The sequence below is a fragment of the Priestia aryabhattai B8W22 genome (assembly GCF_000956595.1).
Taxonomy (GTDB): Bacteria; Bacillota; Bacilli; order Bacillales; family Bacillaceae_H; genus Priestia; species Priestia aryabhattai.
On the sequence record NZ_JYOO01000012.1, the window covers coordinates 95,138 to 118,466 of the forward strand.

Here is a 23,329-nt window from a genome sequence, read left to right on the forward strand (position 1 = left end):
GGTGATGACATGAAAAAAGGCTGGCTGGAATGGATATTATTATCCGTTGCGTTAATTTGGGGAGCCAATTATACAATCGGAAAATTTGGAGTTGCTCATATGTCTTCCATCCAATTTAGCGCGCTGCGTTTTATAATGGTTGCTCCTATTCTTTTACTTATTACAGGAATCATAGAGCGAGGCATTCGTATCGAAAAAAAAGACTGGGGACGTTTAATAGCGGTCAGTATAGTAGGGGTTACGCTCTATCAAACGCTGTTTATGGTATCCGTTAAGTATACGACAGCTACTAATGCTTCTTTACTTATTTCGATGTCTCCTATTTTCACAGGAATCTTAGCTATATTATATAAGCATGAAGCTTTTTCATTAAAAACGCAGCTAGGCTCTGTGCTTGCTTTTTTCGGGGCTGCGTTTGTACTGCTGTTTGGTCACTCTAGTCATGCGCTGTCGCAGCTTGCATGGTTTGGAAACATCATGGGGATTGTAGCGGCCATTGCGTGGGGCTGGTATCCAATTTTAGCAAAACCTTTAGTCGTAAAATATTCTGCTTTACGCGTGACTGCCTGGTCTGCTTTAATCGGAGCTATTCCGCTTACTGTCTACTGTCTTTTCACCTATCAAACGCTTATCTGGCCAACAGATATAGGCAGCTGGAGCTCTCTGGCATACTCTGTTCTGTTCGTGACGGTGTACGGGCTGGTAATGTGGTATGTAGGAATTGGAAAAATTGGATCTACAAAAGTAATGGTTTACATGTATGTCATTCCTTTGTTCGCCGTTGTTTTTGCTGCTGTAGCCATTGGAGAAACCATCAATTCCATGCAGCTGCTTGGAGGACTTATTATTTTTAGCGGTTTGTATATTGTTAAAAAAAGCCCTGCTCCTAAAACAGCTCTCAAACTTAAAAAAGCAAACTAAAATTAGTAGCGGATGCGGAGAAATTGCTAAAAGCTATTTTAATAGTAAATCCACACTATAGATGACAGCGAATAACGCTCAGGCTTTTCCTGAGCGTTATTCTTATGAAATTTTACTGATCTAATTGAATAAAACGATTGTTAGCTTCATTTAACAACTCTTTTATATCATGCTCCCCAAGGTACGTTAGCCTGATGATCTTCATATATTCTCTCTCCGTTCAACAGGTGATTTTGTTTCGACAGACTGCTTGTTATGAACTAATACTGCAATACCTATGAGAGACGTTACCAGCAATAGGAAGCTTGCAAATAGATATACAAACCTCACCCCAAAGAAGTCGGCTACTGTACCTACAAACGCGATAGAAAGAATAAACGCACCCTGTACAAGAGTTGATTTTGCCGCTATTACTTTAGGAAGCATCCCATTGCTGCAGATATTTTGATAAATGGTTTCCTGAGCTACATCTCGAAGCTGATAGGCAGGACCCATCATTATCAAAAGTATTAAAGCTAGATACGGGTTCGTTACTAGACCATAAAAACCGGTTAAAACAGCATAACCAATTGAGCCTGCGAACATAAGAAGCAAAAGCCTTCCTTTTACTATAGAAGACATTCGATACACGATAATTCCTCCGACTATGCTTCCGACATAATATGCACCGTTTATATATCCCCACCATGCTTCTCCTTTTCCAAGCACTTCTTTCACAAAAGAAAGAGTAATAGCTCCAATCCAAATGGTTCCAACGAGTGATTCAATTATGTCCATTATAACGAGTGCTCTGATGCGTTTATGTATCCATAAAAAACGCCATCCTTCCATCAGCTTTACCACGCTTCGCTTTTCTGGTTGCTTGTGCGTATGGGCTTCTTTTATAAACAATAAGCAAACAAACGAGAACAATAAAAGACCTGCCGTTATAAATAGAGAATAAGTGACCCCCGTTAAAGACAAAACGAAACCACCAAGGGACCACCCTGCAAATAGAAAGGTTTGGTCAATTGTTGAAAGCAAACTGTTCGCCTGCATTCTTTGGCTATCACTTACTAAGCTGCGGACAACCGACGTTTTGAAAATGAAAAAAAAGCCGTTAAAAAAAGAAATGATCCCAACAATGACAAAACACATCGCTAGTACTGTGACTGTAAATTCTTGTGTGAATAGCATATACAATCCAGCGAGCATTCCTATTTGTATAACCTGTACAGCCCGCATAATATGAATAGATTTATATGTATCGGCTAGTAAAGGTACGCTAAGGCCACTAAGGAAGCGAGCAAGTAAGCTCGTCATTGTAATCATTGATGCAAGAGCTGTTGAACCAGTGTTGTGATTTATATAGGAAGTGAGGGCCATTGTATAAAGAACAAAACCTACATTTGTGGTTACTTGACTTGCTGCTAAAAAATAAAAACGCTGAGTCAATTTTTTCTCCTTTCTGTTAGACGTAACATGTAAAGGGATAATACTTTTTTGTTAATTTTTCCCTTTTTAAACTATAACACTATTTGACGAAATCCAAAACTATCTATAATTTAGTAGATGGAGGTTTTTATGTTTAAATATAGTTTTCTTATTGTTCTTATCGCTTTTTTACTTATTAACTTTAACGGTCAGGAAAATCAAATTGTAGGAGGCAAAATAAAAAAGGAACGAAGTGAGGTTTTCTTTGGCGAATACGACAGCTTTACGGGCCGCTACTCCAGGAGTATTAAACTCAAAAAAGGCGTAACCTACGCTTTTACGCTATCTAAAAACACCAAAAGCGGAGACCTGTCCCTGTACGTAGAAGATCCAAAACAGACACGTTTTTTTGAAATGACTAATAACTCTCTTTATTTAACACCTGAAAAAACGAGGAGATATCGTATTAATTTTGTAGGCTCTGAGCATAAAGGCTCTTTTCAGCTTTACTGGAAAAGCAGTAATCAAAAAGAGAGCGAAAGATTTGTGTAATACCGTTTTAGACAACGTTTAAACGAGGAGGAATGGTTTATGATTATTAATCAGGCTGTCCTGTACACTCACCTACTGGACGAAATGAAGGATTTTTATGTAGATTTTCTCGATTTCCCATTAACCACCGCTTCACCGCGTTCTTTTTCCATTAAAGTTGGTGAAAGTGAGCTCACTTTTAAAGAAAGTGCTCTACATACAAAGCCCTTTTACCATTTTGCTTTTAATGTTCCAGCAAACCGCTTTATGGAAGCGAAACAATGGGCTACTCAAAGAGTCTTCCTCAATACAGAAGAGAAGAAAGATGAGATTTATTTTGAAGCATTTGATGCTCATTCGTTTTATTTTGAAGATCCTGCTCATAATATTGTTGAATACATTTCAAGACATTCAGACTGCCCGCCATCCAACGACCCCTTTTCTTCTAAGTCGCTTTTAAGCATAGGAGAAATCAACTTGACAACGCCTCATGTCCGCTCTGTAGGGACACAGCTTATTAACTCCCGTATCACCGTGCGCAACAGCAGACCGTTAAACGAAACCTTTAACTTTTTAGGAAGCGGCAGTGCATTTTTTCTTGTAGGGGCGCCTAAAAGACGGTGGTTTTTTTCGGACCGAGACTCTGAAGTTCATCCATTAACGGTGAAGGTTAATCATTCTCTAACGCTTGCGCTCGACGAAGAAGGAATGTTGAATATTACGCAAGAATGATTGTTTTTTCAATAAAGCCACGTAACAAGCGAACTTGTTACGTGGCTGTTTTTGTTCAAAATTCAGCTCGTACTCCACCTATAGGTTTTGTATATAGCTCTCGATGTCCTTTCTGTTCATCAGCATAAAAACCTTGCATTCCTCATCTTTTTTAAGTTTTTTAAACCGGTTTCTCATCTTTTTTTGCCGTTCTCGGTACGTAGTAAGAATAAACGTAAAAAATGACCAATCTACTTTTTCAGGGCATCCTTTTGCCATATCTTCACGCGTTTTTCTTGCATATACAATCCTCCGCTTTATTACTCGGTACACACAAACGATTAGCGGCAGCTCTAAATAAATGATGGTATCTGCACGCTTCACTCGCAGGTCATACGAATTGCTGTAGTTCCCGTCGATAATCCAGCTGTCTTTTTTTACAATGTGCTCCTGCAATTCTCTAAAACTATCATTGTCTCTTTCCTTCCAGCCCGGCTGCCAATACAGGCTGTCTAAATGATGTACTTCTAAATCAAGCTTTTCCCCTAATTTTTTGGCAAATGTGGACTTTCCTACTCCTGGAGAAACGCCCATTACCAGCACTCTTTTCATCTCATCACCTTACCTTTTTAAAAACTAAAGCTAATTGAAGAGAAGGCAACTGTTTGTAGCTGACTCGGTGTAATCAAAACGGACTGCTGTATAAAGCAGCTTCATGTTAGCATCTTTATTTCCGTAGTTTTCAGATAACATATAAACATTCATCATAAATTTCTGTATTCCTTCTTGCTTTATAGTAAATAGGTTGCTTTTATTAATCGTTTCCTTTACCTTAAATGTGAGTATATAAAAGTAAGGTGAAAAAAATGAATGCATCTATGCTAAAGAGATTTTTACGAAACCTCGGGATTTTTATTTATATTGTCATTGCAGCTATTAATATTTACTTAACGAGAAATGACTTGGGCGATATGCTTACTCGCCTTGTGCTGTTGACTATTTTACTCCCTTTGTTTTTTAGTTTTGTGTATGCGTTAGGAAAATCACATTTTAAAAGACAAGAAGAGCTCGCTGAACAAGAGAAGAAAAAAGAGTAAAAAAAGCCTTTTATAGAGGGGGATTCCCCTTTCTAAAAGGCTTTTACTTTTTTTCATATAACTGAACATTAACTACATTAGGATTAACGTGATACTGCTTGGCAAGTTGATTTACGACTTTCTGAATCTCCTTCTTCTTATAGGAAGAAAGTTGTTCGGCGGGCAGAAGAACCAGAACTTGAGCTTCCGCATAGTCATTCAGCACTCTAACTTCTTGAAAACCATGCTGCGTCAAAAAAGCTTTTAACGCTTTTTCAAAGCCTGTGCTTTCTTTTTGAACAACTATAGAAGGCTGATCGTAAGAAAATAGCGAAATCTCTTCCTCTTCAGGCTTTGTATACACCGCCCAAGCAGTTGTCAGCACTGTGACCGCAATCCCAACATTCAATATCCACACTTTCATATCATGAACGCTCCTTTTAATCGAGTTTGTTCATGATATGAAAAGATTTATTGGTTCATGCGTTATCTTCCTAACCATCCTCCGTCTACGGCAAGCAAGTGTCCATGAATATAAGCAGACGCATCAGATGCTAAAAAGACAACCGCTCCTTTAAAATCATCTGCCTGTCCCCATCTGCCTGCAGGAATACGTTCAATGATTTGTCTGCTGCGCGTTTCATCGTTAATAAGTGCTTCATTCATATCAGTGGCAATGTACCCTGGTACAATTCCATTAACGTTTACGCCTTTTGCTGCCCATTCATTAGACAAAGCCTTTGTAAGCTGAGCAACGCCGCCTTTTGCTGCGGCATAAGCTGGAACGGTAATGCCTCCTTGGTAAGAAAGCAAAGATGCCATATTAATGATTTTTCCGCTTCCTTGTTTAAGCATTTGGCGGCCCGCCTGCTGACATAACAACCATACGGTTTTTAAATTAACGTTCATAACAGCGTCCCAATCTTCTTCTGCAAAGTCTACAGCGGGCGAACGTCTTTGAATGCCCGCGTTGTTCACTAAAATATCGAGCTTGCCAAAATAAGCAACAACCGATGAGATCGCTTCGCTTACTTCAGAAGCATTTTCTAGATCACAATTAATAATAAAACATTTTCTTCCGAGACGTTCAATTTCTTCTTTTACTCCAAGAAATTCCTTTGATCGCTGCAGCAGAGCAATGTCCGAACCTGCTTCTGCCAAAGCAATCGCCATTGATCTTCCAATTCCTCTTGTTGCTCCTGTAATTGCTGCTACTTTACCATCTAAAGAAAACAAATCTACTGTCATTGTTCATTCTCCTCTCCGTTTGGTGCAAATAAAACCTTAAGTGATTCATCAGGCCGCTGCATAAGCTCAAACCCCGCTTGAATATCTTCAAGCTGCAGTTTATGAGAAATTAAAGAATCTGCTGCTATTTCACCGTTTGCCAGTAAATCAATAGCCGTCTGAAAATCTTCCTTTGTATAACATCTCGTTGTAGTTAATGAAATTTCCTTAAAGTGCATCGCTGCTAAATCTACTTCTGGAGCGCTTTTGTATACGCTCACCACCACAATCTCTCCTTGAATACGGCTTGTTTCAACCATTTGTTTTGCTGTAATTTGATTTCCGGCTACTTCAAATACAACGTCTGCACCGACGCTATTCGTAAGCAAACGCACTTCTTTTACGACGTCTCTTTTCGCTGCATCAATTGGTATAAAGCCAAGTTCTTTCGCCTTAGTTAAGCGATAAGAACTAATATCTGAAATCATTACTTTTTTTGCTCCTGCTCGTTTCGCAATCATTCCGATCAGCAGTCCAATAGGTCCTGCCCCTAAAATGACAGCTTGGTCTCCTACTTTCAACCGCGAGCGTCGCACTGTATGTACGGCAACCGCTACAGGTTCTGCAAGAGCAGCATGCGCGCTAGACAGTTTCTCTGGTAAGAGGTGAAGGCGATGAATTGGAACAGCCACGTGCTGCGCGAACCCTCCATCTTGATCAATGCCAATTAATTTTAACTTCTTACAAACATGAAACTGTCCTCTTACACAGGCTTCGCAAATTCTGCAGCTAAGCGTAGGTTCAACTGCTACGCGGTCACCTAAAGAAAATTTCGTTTCCCCTTGAATCTCTTCTATAACTCCGCTGAATTCATGTCCCATAGTGAGTGGTGCTTGTGCTCTAGGGTGTTTTCCAAAATAAATCATCATATCCGTTCCGCAAATTCCAGCATGAGATACTTTTACCAGCGCTTCTCCTTCTTTTATAACCGGTTTCGCTTTTTCCTGCATAACGGCTTTTGTTTCTGAAACATAGACACCTGCTTTCATTTCTCCATCCCCTTTGTATACTTGTCGACAAGATAAAAATAAAAAGGTCCAAAAACATTTTGAATCCTTTATCCCTTTTTTATGCTTCATTCAAAAGTGAAGCTGTTATCGTATTTCGCGTGTCTTCAAAGTGACGCTTCACTTCATCTTGAATACGTTCTGTATTTTGAGACTTTAATGCTTTAATCATTTCATGATGCTGCTTTATCAGTGGGAGCACAGCTGCTTTATCATCTCGAAATCTTTTTTCAGTAGTAATTAAAAGAGCAGCTAAAATAATTTCACGGATGCTTTCCCACAATTTTAATATCCGCTTGTGGTCTGCTTCAATAATCACGAGCTCATGAAACCGCAAATCTTGATAAGCAAATTCTACATAGTCATCGTATTTAGCTGCCATGTTCATTTGATCAATGCTTTGCTCAAGCTTTTTAATAAGCGAATCATGGTCAACTTCAGATAAACGTTCTAAAACAAAATGTTCTAAAAGCAGACGAACATCGTACAGTTCGTTTAAATCCCTAGTTGTTAAACCAATAACAACTGCTCCCATTCGCTGCAATTCAATGAGCCCTTCGTTTGAAAGGACCCGCAGTGCTTCTCTTATAGGAGATCGACTCATTCCAAACTCTGCCGAGAGCTGATTTTCCGATAGGATGGTTCCTTTCTTCAGCTCGCCGCTCATAATTTGAATTCTTAATTGGCTTACAACTTGTTCTCCCAGCGACGCTCCGCGAAGCCATCTTTCCGGGTAGGTTACCTTTTTAATGTGTCATCACTTCCTTAGCCAACTTGTATACAAGTATTCAAGATTTAGTATATAGATAAGAAACCTAATTGTAAACGTTTTCTTTTTAAAATGTATATTTTTACAATTCTTTCTTACACTAAGAAATACTGATAAATAAAAGGTGGGAAGATGAATGAATCAAATGATATTATGGGGGATTCTTGTTATTCCATGGTTTTTACTGCTGCTGCTCGATAAACAGCGTGTTAAACGATTTTTTACTGTAGGATTATTTGCTGCATTAATGATGACAATCGCCTATCAAGTAGCGGAAAAAATGCACTGGTGGACGGTTCAAGAAAACGTATTTTTTCTTACTAGCATGGGAGCAACGATTTATTGCCTTCATATTGTGATTACGATCTTTGTCTTTTACCTTACGTATCCCGGGTTTATCTTGTACATACTTGTTAACATTATTTTGGATTTGATTCATGGTTATGTTATTGTTCCTTTTCTCGCTAAAATCGGGCTTTATAATTTGTATGATATCAGTCATTTTGGGCTTTTCCTTGTCATGACTACGGTAGCTATTATCCTTTACTTGTTTCAACGGCTGCTTGACTTTATATTTGAGGAAAGCCCTGCATAAAAAGCCACAGCAAACGCTATGGCTTTTAATCAATAGAAAAATGGAATAACTGTATCTCCGCGAATCGGTTCAATAGCCGCATGAAACTGAATTCGCAAACTTTTTGACGTTTCGATGTCAGCGGCATCCATAACGTGAAAATGAATGTGAGGTTCGGATGAATTCCCAGAATTTCCACACCTTCCGAGCAGCGTTCCTTTACGAACCACGTCTCCTTTTTTTACAGAAACCGACCCTTTCTTCAAATGTGCAAGCACACTGTATTCTTTTCCTTCATGCTCAATGATAACGTGATTCCCTAAAGGATTTTTTCTATTCGTGTGTCCAATTTCATTATCTTCTTGCCCATCAGCTGCTGCGATAACGACTCCTTCAAGCGGAGCTACAACCTTTTTTCCATATGCATAGTAATCTTCGTTTTTCATTCCATCATTTTTATAGCTTTGCTTTCCTTTTCGCACGACTAAATCATACGCATACCTTTGGTTTTCGACTGGATGGTGATAGTTCAGCACCTCATGCTTTCCTCCCCAATAGACAAACCATTCACTTTGAATCGGCATCGTATATTTGTTTGTACTCCATCGCTCTCTCTTTGGAAATGATTCTATAGGAGCAATCACAAGTGCTTGTATAATGGTATGTTCATCAAACATAACGCTGATGGCTTTTGTCTGCGTAGAATTTATCCAAATAAACTGCTCAATTTGAGGGGTTAAATAAAGATTTGTTTCTAGTCTGTAGAACTGTTCTCCTTGATTAACCAATTTGCTCTGCTCCAAAAATTGCTGAAGCGAAACTTGACGTTTAAATTCTTCGCTTACACAATCATAAAGCTTCTGAAAATCCCCTTCTGAAAATAAAGTTCCAAACTCTTCTCTGATATTCACTTTTCTCTCTGTATCCATCATTTTAATCCACCCTTTTATATGTATTTCAATTTGTTTGAATTATCTATAAGTAATACGTTTTATTTTATAAAAAGGTTTCATTTTCCAATTATTCTATCTCAAAATCTTCCTCTATACCGTATTTACAATTTTCTCAATCCATTTTATACTTATTTTACAAATATTTGAAAGGAGGTGCAGCATGATGAAAATAACGTTAAATAAGAAAATCAAGCTGCGCCGAGTAAGTGTTTTTGGCGCTTAAATTTTAAGGAGATTTCACAATGAAAGTAGCATTAGTACGTCATTACAAAGTAAACAAAGGGCTTCCAGAAAACCACCGCTTATCTACGGATGAACTAGTGGCTTGGTTTCAGGAATATGATGAATCAGATATTACGTATGGAGAGACTGATTTGAATAATATCGAATGGAAACGCTGTTTTTCAAGCGATATGCCGCGAGCACACAAAACGGCAAAGCATATTTATAAACAGGAGATCACTCTTCTTCCGGAACTTAGAGAAATACCTATGCCTATTATTCCATTAAAATTCAAACTTCCTTTTATCCTCTGGGCATTACTGTTTCGCATGTCCGGACTCATCAACAAGCAAGTTCGTAAAGATATGACTGAGACTAAGAGAAAAGTAGCAGCAGTGCTAGATCGCGCTATTTCCGAGTCAGAAGATGATTTGCTGATTGTCAGCCACGGAGGCATTATGAAGTTTATGCGTAAAGAACTTATAAAACGCGGCTTTAAAGGACCTCGGTTTGATATTGCTGTTAACGGAAAGCTTTATTTATTTGAGAAGAAATAAAATTTTTCATCATTTCGAACCGTTTCATTTAACAGCCAATTTTAAAAAAAGAAAAAAGCGTAGACAGCCCATAGGCTTGTCTACGCTTCTCTACACAAAAGATAAAAGGCTTATGCTTATAGCTGGATTTCTAACTCTACTAACAGAGCAAGTAATAGCTCAATTAATACTTGAATGTTGATTGCAATTTCAGTGTCTGATACAGTTACCTTTACATTTCGTGAATTTTTAATGACTGTGCGCTGTCTATTAATTTGTTTGATAGAAGATTTTTGGAATAACTCTTGTGCAATTGACTCTGCTTCTGCGCTGCTTCCAATCGCAATTGTTAAAACAAGAACAATTGCTGCTTGCAGTGCCGCTTGGACAGATAAAGCTGCTTTGATACTTGTTGTATTTACTTCAACATCTGCAGAATCACAGACAAAAATAGTTTCTTCAGAATATTGAACAGTTTCTTCTTTTTGTTTCGCTACTTGATTTTCTCTAACAGCGTTGAACGCCGGATGGCTAGAGCCTTCCAATGCACTCCATCCAGATCCTCCGCATTTTGTTTCTTTTCTTTTCTTTTTACCTTTAAAATAACCTTCTGCTCCTGCATCGTCTTTTTTCATATAATACGCATCATCTTCAGGATTGTAATAACTGTAGTATTTACTCATATCAATCACCCTTCTAAAAGTTTTTGTTTTTTGCAAATCCACATGATTTTCTTAATAAAAACCACTTTATACCCTTCTGATCACTAACGTTTTTACTTGAGTGTATTATTGACTTTCGACTGAAGCTCAGCAACAATTTGCTTAATTTTTTGTTTTTGCTCAGGGGATAAATTTCTTAGAGAATCTTCTGAAACACCATACTTTTTTAGTACATCAGAGATTAAAGCATCAGCAACACGGCTTGTCTGATCACTGTTAAAAGCTGAAGCGATTACTTTGCGTAAATTGCTCATATAAATATCCACTCCTGTTAGAAAGATTGTGAGGTGAAGTTGCTCACCTGTTAACAATATATGTAATTTAAAACAATTCGTATAGACTGATGACAGCGGACAAGCACACATTTTTTGTACAAGCTTTAATTAAGATAAAAGATCATATTTATAAGCACATTAAAAAGTCGCAGAGATCAGTCTCAGCGACTTTTTAATAACCATTTTCTTCAATTGTTAATGCTTCACGCAAAGCGATATCTTTTCGAATATTATGAGCGATTTCACGTGTGATTTCTCCTTTTTCATAAAGCTCTTGCACCGTTTCCCGCTCGGTATGAAACGCTTTATAACATAAATCTCTCGTTGTTTTTTTACGTTTGCGTGAATTATACTCGGTACTCTCTTTTCTAAGTCTCGCCATAGATCTATGGTATTCACTAATAATAGCAAGTGAAATCATTCGATTTTCTTCGTTCATATTTTCTTTAATGACCTTTATCGCTTCTTCAATCATTTGAATACGTACTTTGTTCACTTTGCTTCTTCTGCGCAGGCTTTGTTTTCTTAACGCCTGCTTATTCGGTGAAAAAATTCGGACTAGTAATAATAAAACTTTTTTAAACCTCATCCAGCTTACCAATAATTTGTACCTTACACGATTGGTTACAGCCATTTCAAGCTTGTGCGTATGTTCCAAACAAATATACGCTGTCTCACGGTCTATTTTTTCCTCTTTTAATAGCTTTTCCACCAATTTTCCCTTGGCCTGAAGAGCCAGCAATCGAATTTCTTCTTCATACTGTTTGTTTTCAGAGGCTTCTAAAGGATGAGTTTTAACAATGATGTTATTGATTGTTGTATTATACGTTGAAATTAATGAAAGAGCTGCTCCACGATTTTCCTCGGTCATTTCTCTTTTTAACCGCTGAATAGCAGCTTTGTGCACTTTAATGCGGGCTTTGACCTCTTTTGTATTGCGCTCAGGCTTCTTCTGCGCCTTTTCTGTTTTCGCAATGACGGGTAAAAGAATACTTGCCGCAACTAAGGTTAACAATATAACACCTGCTGCTAGAAAAATAATCAAAGAGCGTTCTGGAAAATCACTGCCGTTATCAAGCGTATAAGGAATCGAAAACGCTCCGGCTAACGTAACAGCTCCTCGTACACCTGAAACCGTAATAATTCCAATAGACCGGGGCTCAGGTTTGAGGTGCTTGTTATTTTTGTAATACCAGCCTACTGACCATGACACCATCACCCAAATAAATCGTAGTACAAGCAAAAAGACAGTAATAATCAAAATATAAAGAAGCACTTGTCCATTATTAAAGTTTGGATCTTGAATAATTGCTTTCGCTACTTTTGGTATTTGCAGACCAAGCAGTACAAACACCAAGCCATTTAACAAATATAAAATAACCGTCCAAGTACTTTTTGATACTACTTTAAGCTGCTGGTTAGGTGATTCCTCTCGATCGCGCTCAATCGCATGCACAATGCCGCCTGCTACAACTGCCAAGATTCCTGATAAATGAAAGTGTTCAGCAATGTAGAAGACAACAAATGGAGTTAAAATTTGTATTAACATATGAATCGTAATATCTTCCATTCCTAAACGTCGAACAAGTACACGCAGTCTAATAATCAGAAAAGCGATAAATGCTCCTACAAACAAACCGCCCAGTGCTACCCAAAGGAACTGAAATGTAGCATCTACTATCGAAAAGACGCCCGTTACGGTAGCAGCTACTGCTACTTGAAACGCTACAAGACCAGAAGCATCATTCATCAGCCCTTCGCCTTCAAGCAAATGCATAATTCGCTTAGGCAGCTTTACTCGGCTCGCCATAGCTCCAACAGCCACTACATCTGTTGGGGACAAAATAGCGGCTAGTGCAAATGCCGCCGGTAATGGAATGGAAGGGATGAGCCAATTGATTAGATACCCTCCTACTGCCACCGTTACAAAAACCAGTCCCAGCGCTAGCAATAAAATAGGTGTACGAAGCTTCCAAAGAGCAGCTCTTGACACGTTTTTCCCATCATTAAATAATAGCGGGGCAATAAATAAAATAAAAAATAACTCAGGCTCCAAATGTACATCTCCACCAAATGGCAAGATAGCAAGCCCTGCTCCCAAAGCTATTTGAACTAAGGGAACAGGAATAAATGGTACAAAATGATTAATGATATTAGATAGACCAATCAAAGCCAATAAGACTAATATCGTCAGAAAAAATTCCATAAAAACAATCGACTCCTACTTCTATTTACATCGTTTTAAAGGTATCACGCTATCTCTTTTCATTCATTTTATAGTGTTTAGTTTACGCTTTTTCTGCCAAAAAATGTTGTGGGTTATTAAAAAGTGTTCTTTCTTTTCAGTAAGTTTATTTCTGCTGATATTAAGGGAACAGTATACATGATATTCTTTATTTACCATATAAATCAGCTCATCAAACTTTTAAAAGGGAGGTGTTCCCTTATCCGTTTCAACGGGGTAAGGAGATAAATTTGGAAACAGTAAATGTCATTTTATTCATCGTATTAATCATATTAACAGCCTTTTTTGTTGCAACGGAATTTGCCGTCATTAGGGTACGGTCGACTAGAATCGACCAGTTAATTGAAGAAGGAAACCGGAACGCTTTAGCAGCAAAAAAAGTAGTATCAAATTTAGATGGTTATCTTTCAGCCACACAGCTGGGAATTACGGTTACTGCACTCGGTCTAGGCTGGATAGGTGAACCTACGGTAGGTCATTTATTAGAGCCTCTTATTGACATGCTTCCTTTTGCTACATCACTTTCGCATGTCATATCTTTTGTTCTTGCTTTTTCGATTGTCACATTTTTAAATGTGGTAGCTGGAGAACTTGCGCCCAAAACAGTGGCGATTCAAAAAGCCGAACAAGTGACGCTGTTATTTTCCCGTCCTCTTATTCTTTTTTCTAAGTTACTTTATCCATTTATTTGGCTTTTAAACCACTCAGCAAGAGGCGTTGTCGGATTATTCGGCCTGAAGCCAGCTTCTGAAAATGAAGTAGCTCATAGTGAAGAAGAACTTAGAATTATTTTATCTGAAAGCTATGAGAGCGGTGAAATTAATCAATCGGAATTTAAGTTCATGAATAATATTTTTGAATTTGATAATCGTACGGCTAAAGAAATCATGGTGCCTCGTACAGAAGTTGTGAGCGTATCAGCAGATGAAACGATAGAAGAATTCTTAAAAATGGCTAGAGTAGAGCAATATACTCGCTATCCGGTAGTTGTAGATGGAAACAAAGATCAAGTGGTGGGATTAGTTAATATTAAAGAAATATTAGCGGATTACATAAAAGAAGATGATATTAAATCACGCACCGTACAAACGTATATGAAACCCATCATTCAAGTCATTGATTCCATCGCCATTTACGACTTATTGCTTAAGATTCAAAGGGACAGAATTCACATGGCCATCTTAATAGATGAGTACGGAGGAACAACAGGGCTTGTAACAGTAGAAGACATTTTAGAAGAAATTGTTGGTGAAATTCGTGATGAATTTGATGATGATGAAATACCCGACGTACACAAAATTGATGAAAATCACTACGTACTAGATGCGAAGGTGTTGATTGAAGAAGTAAATGATTTACTCGGAACAAATATTGAACAAGAAGATGTTGATACCATTGGCGGCTGGATGCTGACCGAAAAGTTTGATCTCGCTAAAGGTGATAGCATCACAAACGAAAGTTTTTCATTTAAAGTCATTGATATTGAACATCACCATATTAAACGAATCGAAATAACAAAGGAAAAAAGTACGGATTCCAGCTGATTATCCGTACTTTTTTTGATGCTCTTTTTTCAATTGCAAGTACTCTTTATTCTCTCGTACCTCCTTCCATTTTTCCATAAAAATAGCCGCCGATTCTGCTTTTTGTTCATCAATTTGCCGTTCGTTACGCTCTCCGTCTTTGCTGTATTTCTTTCCGCCTTTGTAGTTCGCGTAGCGCCTGGATCGCGTGTATCCCATTTGGAGAAATTTCCGGGCCATATCCATTCCAACAAAATCGCTTTTTTCTTTGTAGGTTAAAAAAAGCTGATAGATGGCCTCCGCGGATTCCTCAGCAATGTCAGGTGTTCGAAAACGCCAATGAGGAAGAATTTCACTTTTATATGGCTCAACAAGGAGAACTCCTTGTTCTCCTTTTCCTACTCTATACTTTTCAGGATATTTTCTAAAATCGATATGTTCAAAGTCAAGTGAGTAATCAAATGCCACGGCTCTCCCCTCCTTTTTGATCTCTACCCTTTACAAATGAATGATAAAACTTTTCTTAAAGAAGTTTTTCACATGCAGATGCGGGTAATAATAGGTGGATAAGTATGACTAACTTTTTTCTCCATGCTAAAAGAAGTCCGAACTTATTAAATCATGATACGGGAGATTTCGTTATGTCAATAAAGCTACAGCAAAATCGAATAAAAGCCAATTTTTGGATTACTCCTTCTATATACGGAATTGTTGCTTTTGTTTTAGCCACTATTAGTACATTTTCAGATCGATATTTAACAGCTCACAAACAGTGGTTAAAGTTAGTTCCTTCTGTGTTTCTAACGGATAAAGAGCTTGCTCATACTATTTTGAGTTCAGTATCAAATTCCTTATTAACGATGACGACGATTACCTTTTCTTCTGTTTTAGTGGTACTGACTACGTTTGTAGGTCAGTTTTCTCCTAGAACGATTCAGAATTTTAATACAGATGCAAAAACTCAGCGCGTGCTTGGAACTTTTATCGGTGGATACGTATACGTGCTTGTACTGCTCATTCAAGTTCGCAGCAACCAAGTCAGCAATACCTTTATTGTTCCTTCCTTAGCCATCATGGTAGCATTCATTTGCTTAGGGATGTTTGTGTTTTTGATTCACCACGTCATCAACTGGATTAAAGTCGGGAATTTAATTTCAAACATTGCCAAAAAAACGATGCTTACCATTGAAGAGAGACGGCTAGAACAACAAAGCCACCCCCATTCAAAGAATGACAAACAGCTTGATTTTGATAGTGAAAACACACTGCAAATTAAAAGTAACAGACAAGGATATATTCAATATATCGAACTCAATCACTTAACAGCACTAGCATCTAAACTAAATGTCATTGTTAAACTCGAAAAAGCACCCGGTGAGTATGTAGAAGCAGACATGCCGCTGTTAACGGTGATCAATCATAACCAAACGTTAGAACGTGAAAAATTTCTTCATTGCTTGTTTATTACAAATGATCAAGAATCGATTCAAGACGTAAAATTAGGTATTCAGAAAATAAGTGAAATTGCATTAAGAGCTATTTCACCAGCTATTAATGATCCTGAAACAGCTATTAACTGCATTGAACAGCTCACGCAAGTGTTTATCAAACTCGGACAAAGCTATTCTTCTTCTCCTTATTATTGCGATGAAGAAGGACGCATTCGAGTGCTGCTAGAAAAACCTTCTTTTATGGATTATTTGTACAAAGCGTTCTATCAAATTCGTCATTATGGAAAAGAAGATGTTTCCGTGATGTCTGCTGTCATTAAGGCATTAACCGTAATCGCTGAAACAAATCGCTCTGCCATCAAAAACGACGTGTGGGTTTTTTCTTCCTATATTGTAGAAGGGCTGCAAAAAGAAGAGTGGCTTAAAATGGACAAAGAGTTTCTTAATCTGCTTCTCAAAAACCTTGCAAAAGCTTGTGAAAAGAAATGCGCGTCTATGCTGATAGAATAAAAACAACAAACGCCGCTCATCAACTGAGCGGCGTTTTCTTAGCATATAAAGTGCTCTATCTCTTCTCTCTTTTTCACTATTATGAGTTTATCGTTATATGAAGTACGAAGGATATGCAAAATTTCAGGTTTACTTTGCTTTTCAAAATTCGCATTCCACTGAAACATTTTAATGAAAATAGAAAACGTCGGTGCGTAATTTGCTTTTTCTATTTTAGCTTTTTGCAGAACATACCTTTTGATAATAAACCATATTCTTTTCAGATAATGGGTATCAAGAAAAATAATAAGGTCCGCTCCATTAAAACTTTCATTTACCCATGTATAGTATACACCTTCTATGATCCATTCCTTTGAAGATGCAATGTGATATAAACACTTCTTTCTATCTTCTTCACTTCTTCTTTTATCTCCTTCATGTGTTCGTTCCCACATAATATTATCAAGTTCGTAGTGAGGAACTTTTAATTTATGGGACAATAACCGGGCAAGAACTGTTTTTCCACTTTCAACAGATCCAACGCTATGTATTTTTTTACATGGAGCGTTTTGCATACTTCATGCCCCCTACTTCAAGCCTATTTTTTTACATATATTGTATCATTCAAGTTCTTTTTCTCTAATGCAAACCAGAACGTTTTATGCTAGTATTTTATGGTACTTGACTGACAGAAGGAGTGAAAACACAGTGCCTAAAACCCTTTTTGGAAAACTTACGCTGTTTTGGATTGGACTATTGTTATTGATTACGGGTCTATTTTTTTATTATAAATATACAAACCAAGGGTTTACCGCTGCAGATCTATTCTTTCGCGCCTCTCCTCCTTTAGCTACTATTGGCTTCCTGTTAAGCGCAGCCGGACTATATGAAGAACGAGGAAGAAACAAGCTAATTCCTCTCGTTGTACTCACCATTAGTTTTATCATGCTTTGCCAAGCAGGCTATCACTTTATCCATATGCATACTCCACCGCCGCGTCCGTGACTTTGTCTCATTCTCATTTATAAGAAAGCTTGTGCGTTTATTTTCTATTCAAATAAACGCACAAGCTTTTTTGTATAGGGATGCCTGTTTTTATCAAATAGCTGTGCACGGTCAAATTGATCGATAACCTCGCCTTGCTGCATAACCATCATGCGACTGCTCATAAATTTTACTGCTGCTAAATCATGTGAAATAAAAAGATAAGACAGCTGAAACGTCTCCTGCAAATCTCTTAATAAATTTAAAATCTTTGCCTGTACCGTAACATCAAGGCTCGCTGTTGGTTCGTCTAACAGTACCAGAGACGGACCTACGCTAATGGCACGCGCAATCGCTACACGCTGAAGCTGTCCTCCGCTGAGTTCATGAGGATAGTTCAACGCATATTCTGCGCTAATCCCGACTTTTTCTAACAAATAAAAAGCGATTTCTTTTTCATTTCTGCTCACATGAGATAAAAATGAAGGAACGGTTCGCTGCTGCCGCAAAGGCTCGAGCAAAGAATCGATGATTTTCACTTTCGGATTAAAAGAAGCCGCGGGGTTTTGAAATACCACTTGCATGCCTAGACGAGCTTGCTGCAGTTTTTTCCCTTTTAACCGGTGAAGAGGTTTCTCTGCAAACCATACTTCTCCCTGCTGAATTTCTGCTAACCTTAGCACGCTTTTTACAAGCGTACTTTTTCCGCTTCCACTTTCTCCGACAATCCCTACACATTCCCCTTTATCGATATGCAGAGAAACATTATTCAGTGCTGTGACGTCTTTATACTGTTTCACAAGCTGCGTGACGCGTAATATACTTTTTTCTTTCATATTTTACTCCTATATCAACACTTTTTTCTGCGTATCTAACAATCGATCAGGCGTTTTCTGTAAAGAAGGAATGGCGTTAAACAGTTTTTTTGTGTAAAAGTGATGCGGAGCGTGAAGCAGAGATTCGATACTGTTTTCTTCCACGATTTCTCCTGCTAGCATAATGGCTGCCCGGTCCGCATATTTCCGCACATGACGCAAGTCATGGGTAATAAAAAAAATGGCACAGCCTGCTTCTTCTTTCAGCTTATACAGCAGCTGAAGAACTTCAGCTGCTGCCACGCTGTCTAAAGCCGTAGTTGGTTCATCTGCGATAATCAAGGCAGGCTTCATCAGCAGCGCTAAAGCAATCGCTGCTCGCTGAAGCTGTCCTCCGCTCAGCTGAGCAGCATAGCTTTTATACACTCGTTCATCAGGTAAATTCACAGCTTTTAAAGCCTGAAAAATGGCGGCTTTCCTGTCTTTTTTAGACAGCCTACTATGTGTACGAATCGTTTCATCAAACTGCTTTCCAATTGTTAAAAAAGGCGTAAAAGCACTTCGATAGTCTTGAAAGATATACGAAATATCTTTTCCAAGGATAGGCGCCTCTCCTTTCTGCTTAAAGGTAATAGAGCCTCCTTTAAGCGTTACACCTGAAGGCAGCAGTCCTCCTATCGAAGCAGCAGTGATGCTTTTCCCGCTTCCGCTTTCTCCAACGAGCGCCATCCACTGTCCTTGTTCGATTGTAAAAGAAACGTCTTTTACAATTTGTTTTGTTTTATTATGAATGGCTAGATGTTTTACTTCTAAAACGATGACAATCACCTCTTTTACTGATTAACCTGATATTTTCCTCGAATATATTCACCTAAAGCTGTAAACGTCAGCACAAATAAAATAATCGCTGCGCCTGGTATGAACATTAGCTGGGGAGCATTGTAAAAGTAGGCCCTGCCTTCATTTAGCATCGTTCCCCATTCAGGAGTAGGCGGCTGAGTCCCTAATCCAATATAGGATAATGAAGCCATCATTAAAATAATTTTCCCTATATCCAGCGTAGCAAGAACAAGAATATGTCCTCCCACATGGGGAAGAAAATGGCGCAAGATTAAGGAAACTGCTCCCACTCCGTTTAATTTAGCAACCAGCACATATTCTTTTGACTTTTCTTGAAGCACAATACTGCGCACTACCCTTGCATAACTAACCCACTTTACAATAACCATCGCAGCAATTAAGTTAACTAATCCGGGCCCTAACAGCCCGCTTAAGACGATGGCTGCAATATAATCAGGAAAAGCTAAAAAAGCATCTACAATTCTCATTAAAAAGCGGTCTATTTTTCCTCCAATATATCCTGAAATTAAACCAACCGGGACTCCAATCAAAAGAGAAAGTGCTAAGACAAGAAAACTAGTTCCGATCGTAGTCTGAGCTCCAGCTACGATTCGTGAAAAAAGATCTCTGCCTAAGTGATCAGTCCCTAGCCAGTGATCACTGGTGGCTTTTTGAAGCCGGTCTTGCATATTGACTTGTGTGGGATCCATTGGTGTTAGCTGACTTCCAAACAGACAAACTAAAATAAGCGCAATACCACAAACGCTTATTACTACAAAAGGAAGCTGCGGCTTTTTCACGTTTTATCCCCTCCCTTTACATAGAGCTGGGGATTTACATATTTGTAGCTCAAATCCACAAGTGAATTAATTAAAACAACAAACAGGCCCATCCACAAAATATACCCTTGAATCACAGGATAATCACGATTCATAATCGCATCAATAACTAATTTTCCGATTCCAGGATAAGCAAAAAGCACTTCAATAATCACTGTTCCTCCAAGCAAACTGCCTAAGCTCGTCCCTAAAATGGTAAGGATGGGTGTTAAGCTATACCGAAACGCATGGAAAATAAAAATGCGGCTTTCACTGATTCCTCTTGCTCGAGCAGATCGTACAAAATCTTGTTTCAATCCTTCTAGCAGACTAGCTCTAATCATTCGCATATACACAGCGGACATGGCAAAACCAAGCGTTAAAGAAGGCAGCACAAGATGAGCTGCTGTGCCTGTACCCATTGAAGGAAGCCATTGAAGGCGTACAGAGAACAGCTGTATAAACAAAAGACCGAGCCAAAAGCTTGGAATAGACGCTCCAAGTAAGGAAATACTTCTGCTGAGGTAATCAATCCACTTATTTGGATATAGTGCTGATAGCGTTCCGAGCGGCACAGCTATTAACAGCATCACAACCAAAGATGCAACCGTCAAGCGCAGCGTAGCCGGAAACTTCTCTACCAATTCATCGATGACAGGCTCTTTTGTCATATACGAAGACCCTAAATCAAACTGAAAAAAACGCGTCAGCCATTTTACATATTGAATATATACGGGTTCATTAAACCCTAGCTCTGTTCTCAAACTATTTATTTGTTCCTCAGACACTGCCACGTCGTCTACGCGAAGCATTTGCTTAACCGGATCTCCTGGAGCTAGTTTCATTAAAACAAAGCTGAGAAACGATAGGATAACTAAAAAGATGAGTAATTCTATTATTCTTTTACCAATTAATTTCATATCTACTTCACATCTAAATCCTTTGTTATCACATAGTATTCACTTTTGGTTGTAACCCAATTTTTCACATTGTCTTTATAGGCTACAAAATTGTTCGGGTGAACAATCGAAGAATGCAGCGTTTCCTTTTCTACTATTTCTCCGGCTTGTCCCGCTAACTTATTGCGCTGTTTTTGCTCAACCGTTTTATTAAGTTCATTAATAATGGAAGTTAATGCTGGTTCATGAAAATGTCCTACATTAAATGCTCCTCCCTCCATATAAAGAGCATTAAAGAAATATCCTGCGTCTCCTCGAGGCGCCGTTACTAGACTGTATGTAACGATTCCCCAATCATCTTTTGTTGTCATATACTCGTCCATATTCTCAACTTGTTGAATATCTATTTTTACGCCAATCTTTTTTGCTTCTGACTGAAGCATTTGTGACATTAAAGGCAGTTCCGGACGATAAGGATATGTAACAAGCTTAAAAGAAAGCTGTTTCCCATTTTTTATTGCTTTTCCATCCTTGAGTATATAACCGGCTTTTTCTAAATATTTTTGAGCTTCACTTGGTCCATAGATTTTCGTTTTTTGATTGTTCGAAAAATCCAAACTCTTTAAAAATGGACCTTTTGCTGGCGACCCTTGACCTGCAAGCGCTGTGTCCACAACATCTTTTGGATTCAGTAATACATCAAACGCTTTTCTCACATTTTTATCTTTAAATGCTTCTTGCTTTGAATTATAGAAAAGCATTTGATTTCTGAGGCTCGGCTGTATATCTACTACAATAGACGAATCTTGTTTTAATGTATTTAAGCTTTCAATTGCCGGACGATATACAATATCAGCTTCACCCGATTGCAAAGCGGACGTTCGTGCATTTTCATCATCATTAAATGTTAACACAACTTCATCCAATTTTGGTTCCCCGCCCCAGTATTCTTTGTATTTTTTTACTTTCATTTCATTATCCGGTTTAAACGAAACTACTTCAAATGGTCCCGTTCCCACTGGTTTACTTTTTATATCTGAAGTATCTACATCGATAATTGCCGTGTTTGGATGAACAAGTTCAGAAGGCAGCGTGGCAAGGGGCTCGGTTGTTATAATGGTCAAGATTTGGCCACTGGCTTTCATTTCTTTCATTTTAAGTGCACTTTTCATTGCTTCGTTTTCTTTTATCGTTCTTTCTAACGAATGTTTCACGGCTTCAGCATTCAGAACTTTGCCATTTTGAAACGTAATCCCGTCTCTAATCTCAAATATCCAGGTCGTTCCATTATCTTCTGTTTTCCATTTCTTTGCGAGCCATGGTTCAATCTGTAATTGCTCATTCACTTTGACTAGTGTTTCCGCAATGCCGGCTCGTACAGTTGTGTAATTTAGCTGTGGATCGAGCGTGTCACTTGGAAAATTCGATACAAAAGTAAGTGATTTCGTTTCACTCTCTTGTCCGGTACTCGCGGATTTACTCGAACATGCCGCTAGCATACCTATCGTAGCAAGCGTTAAGCATAGCAGACTTATCTTTTTTCTCATATAAACCCTTCCTTTATTAAAAGCTATCCTTTTTTATGTACTGTCTCTAACTATACTTTCCCTCCTTTAAATCGTAACGATTATTATTATCATAAAAAGTTTAATTTGTTTACCTTACTTTGTCAACAAAGGTTTTTAAAGGATAAAGGTGCTCTAACACCTGTTATGATGATTGAATTTATTGATAACGTATACAAATGAGCATAAAAAAACAAAGCCTTCTCGAGGCCTTGTTTATGCAGCGTGTTTTTTCTTTTATATTTCCACATCATATATCGATAACGAATCGTGCAGCCTATACAATACCCCATCAGTGCTACACCTGCAGCAAGAATCACCATTATACTAAATACATAGCCGACAAGCGTATAACCCATTAAAAATGAAATGAAAGCAACTCCCATACATATCGTTGCAATCCATTGATTAAAAAGCTGCTGATCCCGGTCTTCCATTTGATAAGAAGAAGCAGGCTTTTTGAGAAGCTTTTTCCCTGACATAATTACGGGATTCCGCTTTGTTGCAAGTGTGACTACTCCAACGAGAAAAGGCAAAAGTAAAAGCCACTTTGCCGCAAGTAAAGCGATCAAAACCGTTATAACGATAAAGAGTTGATTAAGCTGAACTAATGGTTTGGGAATGCTCATGGAACTCCTCCTTCTTAAAACCTATTATACAAATTGGTTTACTGAATTGAAAGAAAAAGCACTCCAAATGAGCG

26 protein-coding genes and 1 pseudogene are annotated in these 23,329 nt (G+C 38.3%); 9 read left to right on the plus strand and 18 right to left on the minus strand.

Annotated features, from left to right (window positions below; genetic code table 11):
• Window positions 1–9 precede the first annotated feature (9 nt).
• On the plus strand, window positions 10–921 hold the full coding sequence (locus tag N178_RS11560) for a DMT family transporter (protein WP_045292285.1): 912 nt from the start codon (window positions 10–12) through the stop codon (window positions 919–921).
• Between the two features lie 201 nt (window positions 922–1,122).
• Here N178_RS11560 and N178_RS11565 read toward each other — a convergent pair whose 3' ends face one another.
• The gene (locus tag N178_RS11565) at window positions 1,123–2,355 is read right to left on the minus strand and encodes an MFS transporter (protein ID WP_045292286.1); all 1,233 of its coding nucleotides are present in this window, start codon (window positions 2,353–2,355) and stop codon (window positions 1,123–1,125) included.
• A 129-nt stretch (window positions 2,356–2,484) separates the two neighbouring features.
• On the opposite strand from N178_RS11565, the gene N178_RS11570 reads away from it, so the two are divergent.
• Both N178_RS11570 and N178_RS11575 read left to right on the plus strand, forming a co-directional pair.
• On the plus strand, window positions 2,485–2,886 hold the full coding sequence (locus N178_RS11570; protein ID WP_045292288.1) for a hypothetical protein: 402 nt from the start codon (window positions 2,485–2,487) through the stop codon (window positions 2,884–2,886).
• Between the two features lie 39 nt (window positions 2,887–2,925).
• Entirely contained in the window at window positions 2,926–3,597 is a 672-nt protein-coding gene (locus N178_RS11575) for a VOC family protein (RefSeq protein ID WP_045292290.1), read from the plus strand.
• A gap of 78 nt (window positions 3,598–3,675) precedes the next feature.
• Here N178_RS11575 and N178_RS11580 read toward each other — a convergent pair whose 3' ends face one another.
• Window positions 3,676–4,188, minus strand: a complete 513-nt coding sequence (locus N178_RS11580) for a P-loop NTPase family protein (RefSeq protein ID WP_045292292.1) — start codon at window positions 4,186–4,188, stop codon at window positions 3,676–3,678.
• A 254-nt stretch (window positions 4,189–4,442) separates the two neighbouring features.
• Between N178_RS11580 and N178_RS11585 the strand changes: the two genes are divergently transcribed.
• The gene (locus N178_RS11585) at window positions 4,443–4,673 is read left to right on the plus strand and encodes a hypothetical protein (protein ID WP_013057513.1); all 231 of its coding nucleotides are present in this window, start codon (window positions 4,443–4,445) and stop codon (window positions 4,671–4,673) included.
• A 43-nt stretch (window positions 4,674–4,716) separates the two neighbouring features.
• Here N178_RS11585 and N178_RS11590 read toward each other — a convergent pair whose 3' ends face one another.
• The 4 genes from N178_RS11590 to N178_RS11605 all read right to left on the minus strand — a co-directional run bounded on the left by N178_RS11590 (window position 4,717) and on the right by N178_RS11605 (window position 7,652).
• On the minus strand, window positions 4,717–5,076 hold the full coding sequence (locus N178_RS11590; RefSeq protein WP_045292294.1) for a hypothetical protein: 360 nt from the start codon (window positions 5,074–5,076) through the stop codon (window positions 4,717–4,719).
• Window positions 5,077–5,138: 62 nt separating this feature from the next.
• Entirely contained in the window at window positions 5,139–5,900 is a 762-nt protein-coding gene (locus N178_RS11595; protein ID WP_045292296.1) for a glucose 1-dehydrogenase, read from the minus strand.
• Complete coding sequence (locus N178_RS11600; protein ID WP_045292299.1) at window positions 5,897–6,928, minus strand: zinc-dependent alcohol dehydrogenase; 1,032 nt, start codon at window positions 6,926–6,928, stop codon at window positions 5,897–5,899. The genes N178_RS11595 and N178_RS11600 overlap by 4 nt, the downstream gene beginning before the upstream one ends.
• A gap of 79 nt (window positions 6,929–7,007) precedes the next feature.
• Entirely contained in the window at window positions 7,008–7,652 is a 645-nt protein-coding gene (locus N178_RS11605) for a GntR family transcriptional regulator (protein WP_272946327.1), read from the minus strand.
• 199 nt (window positions 7,653–7,851) lie between these two features.
• Between N178_RS11605 and N178_RS11610 the strand changes: the two genes are divergently transcribed.
• Window positions 7,852–8,310 (plus strand): hypothetical protein, encoded by a 459-nt coding sequence (locus N178_RS11610; RefSeq protein WP_045292303.1) that lies wholly within the window; start codon window positions 7,852–7,854, stop codon window positions 8,308–8,310.
• A 29-nt stretch (window positions 8,311–8,339) separates the two neighbouring features.
• Here N178_RS11610 and N178_RS11615 read toward each other — a convergent pair whose 3' ends face one another.
• The gene (locus N178_RS11615) at window positions 8,340–9,221 is read right to left on the minus strand and encodes a M23 family metallopeptidase (RefSeq protein WP_045292305.1); all 882 of its coding nucleotides are present in this window, start codon (window positions 9,219–9,221) and stop codon (window positions 8,340–8,342) included.
• Between the two features lie 263 nt (window positions 9,222–9,484).
• On the opposite strand from N178_RS11615, the gene N178_RS11620 reads away from it, so the two are divergent.
• Window positions 9,485–10,021 carry a histidine phosphatase family protein gene (locus tag N178_RS11620; protein WP_045292307.1) on the plus strand — a complete coding sequence of 179 codons (537 nt, stop codon included), beginning with the start codon at window positions 9,485–9,487 and terminating at the stop codon, window positions 10,019–10,021.
• 116 nt (window positions 10,022–10,137) lie between these two features.
• On the opposite strand, the gene N178_RS11625 is transcribed toward N178_RS11620, so the two are convergent.
• From N178_RS11625 to N178_RS11635, 3 genes are all read right to left on the minus strand, one after another.
• Window positions 10,138–10,683, minus strand: a complete 546-nt coding sequence (locus tag N178_RS11625; protein ID WP_237758452.1) for a spore coat protein — start codon at window positions 10,681–10,683, stop codon at window positions 10,138–10,140.
• Between the two features lie 92 nt (window positions 10,684–10,775).
• Window positions 10,776–10,976 (minus strand): hypothetical protein, encoded by a 201-nt coding sequence (locus N178_RS11630; protein WP_045292309.1) that lies wholly within the window; start codon window positions 10,974–10,976, stop codon window positions 10,776–10,778.
• A 193-nt stretch (window positions 10,977–11,169) separates the two neighbouring features.
• Window positions 11,170–13,203: a Na+/H+ antiporter gene (locus N178_RS11635; protein ID WP_045292311.1), complete on the minus strand. Its 2,034-nt coding sequence runs from the start codon at window positions 13,201–13,203 to the stop codon at window positions 11,170–11,172.
• 269 nt (window positions 13,204–13,472) lie between these two features.
• Between N178_RS11635 and N178_RS11640 the strand changes: the two genes are divergently transcribed.
• On the plus strand, window positions 13,473–14,786 hold the full coding sequence (locus tag N178_RS11640) for a hemolysin family protein (RefSeq protein ID WP_045292312.1): 1,314 nt from the start codon (window positions 13,473–13,475) through the stop codon (window positions 14,784–14,786).
• Here the strand turns inward: N178_RS11640 and N178_RS11645 are convergent, their stop codons facing one another.
• Window positions 14,787–15,233: a DUF4385 domain-containing protein gene (locus N178_RS11645; RefSeq protein WP_045292313.1), complete on the minus strand. Its 447-nt coding sequence runs from the start codon at window positions 15,231–15,233 to the stop codon at window positions 14,787–14,789. It abuts the gene before it with no gap.
• Window positions 15,234–15,406: 173 nt separating this feature from the next.
• Here N178_RS11645 and N178_RS11650 point away from each other — a divergent pair, with 173 nt between their 5' ends.
• Entirely contained in the window at window positions 15,407–16,726 is a 1,320-nt protein-coding gene (locus N178_RS11650; protein ID WP_237758453.1) for a DUF2254 domain-containing protein, read from the plus strand.
• 38 nt (window positions 16,727–16,764) lie between these two features.
• Here the strand turns inward: N178_RS11650 and N178_RS11655 are convergent, their stop codons facing one another.
• On the minus strand, window positions 16,765–17,280 hold the full coding sequence (locus N178_RS11655) for a P-loop NTPase family protein (RefSeq protein ID WP_045292316.1): 516 nt from the start codon (window positions 17,278–17,280) through the stop codon (window positions 16,765–16,767).
• Window positions 17,281–17,413: 133 nt separating this feature from the next.
• Between N178_RS11655 and N178_RS11660 the strand changes: the two genes are divergently transcribed.
• On the plus strand, window positions 17,414–17,710 hold the full coding sequence (locus tag N178_RS11660) for a hypothetical protein (RefSeq protein WP_045292318.1): 297 nt from the start codon (window positions 17,414–17,416) through the stop codon (window positions 17,708–17,710).
• A gap of 44 nt (window positions 17,711–17,754) precedes the next feature.
• Here N178_RS11660 and N178_RS11665 read toward each other — a convergent pair whose 3' ends face one another.
• The 6 genes and pseudogenes from N178_RS11665 to N178_RS11690 all read right to left on the minus strand — a co-directional run.
• Window positions 17,755–18,525, minus strand: coding sequence for an ABC transporter ATP-binding protein (locus N178_RS11665; protein ID WP_045292320.1), 771 nt, complete (start codon window positions 18,523–18,525; stop codon window positions 17,755–17,757).
• Between the two features lie 9 nt (window positions 18,526–18,534).
• Window positions 18,535–19,332, minus strand: coding sequence for an ABC transporter ATP-binding protein (locus N178_RS11670; protein WP_045292322.1), 798 nt, complete (start codon window positions 19,330–19,332; stop codon window positions 18,535–18,537).
• Window positions 19,333–19,337: 5 nt separating this feature from the next.
• Window positions 19,338–20,144: a nickel transporter permease gene (nikC, locus tag N178_RS11675; protein WP_045292324.1), complete on the minus strand. Its 807-nt coding sequence runs from the start codon at window positions 20,142–20,144 to the stop codon at window positions 19,338–19,340.
• Window positions 20,141–21,082, minus strand: coding sequence for a nickel ABC transporter permease (gene nikB / locus N178_RS11680; RefSeq protein WP_045292326.1), 942 nt, complete (start codon window positions 21,080–21,082; stop codon window positions 20,141–20,143). Before nikB ends, nikC begins: the two co-directional genes overlap by 4 nt.
• A 2-nt stretch (window positions 21,083–21,084) precedes the next feature.
• On the minus strand, window positions 21,085–22,608 hold the full coding sequence (gene nikA / locus N178_RS11685) for a nickel ABC transporter substrate-binding protein (protein WP_045292328.1): 1,524 nt from the start codon (window positions 22,606–22,608) through the stop codon (window positions 21,085–21,087).
• A gap of 248 nt (window positions 22,609–22,856) precedes the next feature.
• A pseudogene (locus N178_RS11690) lies at window positions 22,857–23,255 on the minus strand (DUF4395 domain-containing protein); the annotation flags it as partial.
• Window positions 23,256–23,329 lie beyond the last annotated feature (74 nt).